Raw genomic sequence first — 2,293 nt, forward strand, 5'->3', positions numbered from 1 at the left:
GCGGGCCCACCTGGCGGCGCACGGTTTCCACCTGCAGTTCCCGCCCACGCTGCTGGATCCCATGGTCGATGGCTGATTCCCCGCGCACCGGCGCGGCCTGGGCCTGGCTGGCGCTGGGCGTCGGGCTGTCCCTGCTGCCGCTGTGGGCGCACCCGCTGGCGCTGGCCGGCACCTGGCTGGCGCAGCCGGCCCTGGCCCTGGGCCTGGCCGGCCTGCGGGGCAGACGACCGGTGACGCTGGGCGCTGCCAGTCGCGGCGATGCGCTGGCGCTGGCGGCCGTCTGGGCTGCCGCCCTGGCGCTGGTGGCGCTGGCCGTGGGCTGGCCGCTGGCGGCGCTGCGCGACACCGGTTCCCTGGCCGCGAGCCTGGCCCTGAGCGGCATGGCCGGCGCGGCCCTGCTGTGCCTGTGGCGCGGCTGGCCGGCCTTCGGCCTGGCGGAACGTGAATCGGCGCGGCTGCCCGCACTGGCCTCGGCCGTGGGGTCGGCGGGTCCGGACGAGGCGGGCCGCGGTTTCGTGGTTGCGCTGTCGGTGTTCGTGGTGGCGGTGGGTGCGCTGCTGCTGGCCTGGCCCGGCCTGGTGCCGGCCGGGCTGCGTCTGCCGCTGGTGGCCGCGCAGCTGTTCACGGCGCTGGTGGCCCACGCGTTGGTGCAGCGCTACGGTGCGCCGCCCCCGGCGCTGCCGCTCGGCGCGCTGCCGATCTATGGCGATGACGACGACGAAGAAGCCGCCGTTGCCCCTGCCGCCATGGACGATGAAGAGCCGGACTCCGCGCTGTATGCCGCCACCCGCGCCGGCCGCATCGACGCCGCCCTGGCCGCCCTGCAGTCCGGCGCCGACCCGTCGGCGGAGCCGCCCGCGGGCGAGCGCGACCAGCGCACCCTGCCGATGCTGGCGGCGCTGCTGGGCGACCTGCGCCTGCTGCGTGAACTGATTGCACGCGGCGTCGATCTCAACGCCGAACACGCCGGCCTGACCCCGCTGCTGGCCGCCACCCGCGACAGCTGGCACGGCCGCCCGGAAGCAGTGATGACCCTGCTGGCCAACGGCGCCGACGCGCGCCGCGCCGACGCCGACGGCAACACGCCGCTGCACCACGCCGCGCGCAGCACCGATGCCGCCGTTGCCGCGCTGCTGCTGGACGCCGGCGCACTGCTCGATGCGCTCAATCAGGATGGCTTCAGCCCGCTGGGCGTGGCCTGCGCCGCCGGCAACTGGCGCCTGGCGCGCTTCCTGATTGAACGCGGTGCCAAGCCCGAGCCCAAGCAGGGCCAGCCGGCGCTGCTGGCCGCGGTGGTGGGCGACGACGATATCGCCGGGGTGCAGCTGCTGCTGCGGCACAAGGCGCGCGTGGATGCACGCGGCATCGGGCAGCGCACGGCGCTGCTGCTGGCCTGCGCGGCGGGTAATGCCGAGATCGTCGGCGAGCTGCTGGACGCCGGCGCCGATCGCAACGCACGCGACGGCGACGGCGCGTCGCCGCTGCTGGAAGCCGCGCGCGGCGGCCACGCCGGCGTGCTGGCCCGGCTGGCCCTGGCCAAGCCCGACGCCGCCGCGGTGGACGAACGCGGACGCAACGCCCTGGTGCTGGCCGCTGAAACCGGCGTCGCGCCCGAACTCCTGCGCCATCTGATCGCGATGGGGGTGAACCCCGAACAGCGCGACCAGGACGGCCGGCGCGCCCTGGAGCACGCGCTGGGCGCTGGCCGCTGGCCGCTGGTGGCGGTGCTTGATCCTACCTATCCGCTGCCGGCCAGCGTGGCCGAGGGACTGTCGGAAGGCCACTTCGAGAAGACGCCGCGTGAACTGCTGCGCGAAGCGCTGTCGGCCGATCGGCCCGAGTCGGCCGAGGCCATGCTGCGCCTCGGCGCAGGCCCGGACGCCGTTGGCCTGGCGTCGCTGCTGCTGGAGTTCGCCGGCGAAGGCGACCTGCCCAACCTCAGCTGGCTGCTGCGCCATGGCGCCAGCGCCGACGTGCGCCTGGACGACGAGGACAGCGTGTTCTTCCACCTGCTGGGTCGCGGCGGCCACGCGTCGGCGGCCCTGCTGCGCCTGCTGGACGGTGGCCAGGCCGCAGGTGGCCGCGGTGGCCTGGCGCGCTGGCTGCAGGCCTGCCTGCAGGGCGAACACACCACGCGTGGCCACGAACAGTTCGCCCTTGCCCTGCTTGAGCGCGGCGCCGATGCGTTCGGCGGCGCGCCCCCCGATCCGCCCCAGGGCCTGGCCATCCGCCAGGGATGGCTGCGCCTGGCCGAACCCCTGCAGGCCGCCGGCGCGGACCCGAATGGCCGCCG

The 2,293-nt window shown here is 75.9% G+C and carries 1 protein-coding gene; it reads left to right on the top strand.

Translation table 11 applies throughout. The annotated features are described in order from the left end of the window. Positions 1-68 precede the first annotated feature (68 nt). The coding region (locus K0M70_RS12850; RefSeq protein ID WP_290782550.1) for an ankyrin repeat domain-containing protein at positions 69-2,293 on the top strand (2,225 nt) is incomplete at its 3' end.

Source organism: Arenimonas sp. (genome assembly GCF_019459675.1).
GTDB lineage: Bacteria > Pseudomonadota > Gammaproteobacteria > Xanthomonadales > Xanthomonadaceae > Arenimonas.